Raw genomic sequence first — 2280 nt, forward strand, 5'->3', positions numbered from 1 at the left:
CGGCGCGAAGCGCACGCACTGCCAGCTTTCCCATGACCCACCCCTTCATCGATTTATCCGGCGTCTGCTTGCCCTGCTCGATGCGCTGGAGGGCGTTGCCGAAAGCGGTCAGGACGTCGCCGGCCTTCGGCCCGACGTGCTGCGGCTTGAGGGCCTTGGCGGCGTCGGTGAAGATCTTTCCGGTCGGCGCGTCGCTGAAGAACGGGTTCTTGAACCCGGTGATGGTCGGGTCGTCGTAGAGGGCGGGGATGGAGGGAAGGGCCCCGGCGTCGGTGAACAGCTTGAGCTGGGTGTCCTTGTTGGTCAGCAGGTCGATGAGCTCGGCCGCCTCCTTGGGGTGCTTGCCCTGCTTGGGGGCCATCAGGTGCGTGCCGCCCTGGTTGCCGCCGCCACCGCCGGGCACCGCCGCCACGTCCCACTTGCCGGACGTGGTCGGGGCCGCGTCCTTGATGCTGCCGGTCTTCCAGGACGGGCAGATGATGGTCGCGAACGAGCCCTTGGTGAGGCCGGTGTTCCACGGCGGGCTGAAGGCGGCCAGCTTGGCGGACTCGTCGGCCTGGATCATCTGGGCCGACAGGTCGAACGCCTTCTTCACGTCGGGGTTGGTGCCGGCGACCAGGTTGTTCTGCTCGTCGTAGAACCCGACGGGGGCCTGGTCGACCATGGCGCGGAAGTTCTCACCGGGGCCGTCGAACCACTTGGCGCCCGACACCTTGGCGGCGACGAACTTCTTGCCCGCCTCCAGGTACGCCTCCCACGTGGGCCAGAGCTGCGACACCTCGTCGCGGTTGGTCGGCAGGCCGGCCTTCTTGAACAGGTCGGTGCGGTAGCACATGGCGAGGCCGCCGACGTCGGTGCCGAGACCCAGCAGCTTGGTGCCGTCGGGGGACAGCCCCTGCTTCCACTTCCAGTCGAGGTAGTCGCCCTGCCGCTTGCCGAGGCCGTAGTCGTTGAGGTTGTAGAACTTGTCGGCCAGCGGGGTGAACGTGGCGATGTAACCCGCCTCGACGGCCTCGACGTCCGCAGCGCCCGCCCCCGTGGCCAGCTGCGTGGTGAGGTTCTTGTGGTGGTCGTTGAACTGCGCCCGGCGCTCGACGATCTCGACGTTCGGGTGCGTCTTCTTGAACTCCTCGTACAGCGGAGCGAAGTGGAAGTCGCTGAACAACGCGACGGTCAGCTTGATCTTCTCGGCCGGCTGCGTGGCACCCGACGAGGCACCCGTGCCGCCACCGCCGTCACCGCCGCAAGCGGTCACGCCAACGGCCAGTACGGCGGCGAGCAGCGGGGTGACGAGCATCCCGGGGCGAAGCTTGCCCATAGACCCTCCCTGGGGGGCTATTAATGATCATGGAGGGAGCGCTCCCTCAGAAGGGTCATTCCGTTGCGCCCCCCGTGTCAACGGGTTCGCCGATAACGATCGTCGTGACCTGAACACCGGATCTCCTGCCACTTCTGGGGAGCGCTCTCTCTGTTCCCTCGCCGTTCATGCAGGTCAGACGGTAAAAAGCAGTGCATCGAGAGCAGATTGAGAGCGCTCTCAGCTGTGCATCGCCGGTTGCGGACGGATGTGCGCAAGGTTTCCTCCGAGTTAATTGGGCCCTTGACAGCCCCTGACGAGAGAGCGCACTCTCGATCTCCGGGAGCGCTCCCCGAACCCCCCAGCCATGCCGAGGAGACGCCGTGAGTTCTTCGCGCAGCCCGAGCCGCTCTGGCCCGGGGTCACTCTTGGCCACCGCGGCGCGGTGGACGGCGACCGCCGGCGAGAACCACGTCCGACGGCGGCGCCGACGACCGCACCTTCACCGCCGCCACCGCCCGCCACGTACGCCTAGTACGGCACACGACGCGCCACCGGCTACGGCTACTCCCCATGGGAAATCGAGGTTTACGGTGTCCAGGTTCCTCATCGCCCTCACGGCGGCCTTGATCTTGGCCGTCTTCGGCATCGGCGCGCAGAGCGCCCTCGCGGCCGATCCCGCCTACAAGGTGCTCGTGTTCTCCAAGACCGCGGGGTTCCGGCACGACTCGATCCCCGTCGGCATCCAGACCATCAGGGACCTCGGCACGGCGAACAACTTCACCGTCGACGCCACCGAGGACGCCACCGCGTTCACCACCGCCAACCTGGCCCAGTACAAGGCGGTGATCTTCCTCAGCACCACCGGGGACGTGCTCGACGCCACCCAGCAGACGGCGTTCGAGTCCTACATCGCGGCGGGCGGCGGGTACGTGGGCGTCCACGCCGCCGCCGACACCGAGTACGACTGGCCGTACTACGGC

2 protein-coding genes are annotated in these 2280 nt (G+C 67.3%); one reads left to right on the plus strand and one right to left on the minus strand.

What is annotated here, in order from left to right:
• Positions 1-1318 (minus strand): extracellular solute-binding protein (locus tag AB0O34_RS36670; RefSeq protein WP_363923593.1); only part of this gene is annotated, 1318 nt, incomplete at its 3' end.
• Positions 1319-1890: 572 nt separating this feature from the next.
• Between AB0O34_RS36670 and AB0O34_RS36675 the strand changes: the two genes are divergently transcribed.
• The coding region (locus AB0O34_RS36675; protein ID WP_363923595.1) for a ThuA domain-containing protein at positions 1891-2280 on the plus strand (390 nt) is incomplete at its 3' end.

The organism is Sphaerisporangium sp. NPDC088356, assembly GCF_040685555.1.
In the GTDB taxonomy this organism is placed as follows: domain Bacteria; phylum Actinomycetota; class Actinomycetes; order Streptosporangiales; family Streptosporangiaceae; genus Sphaerisporangium.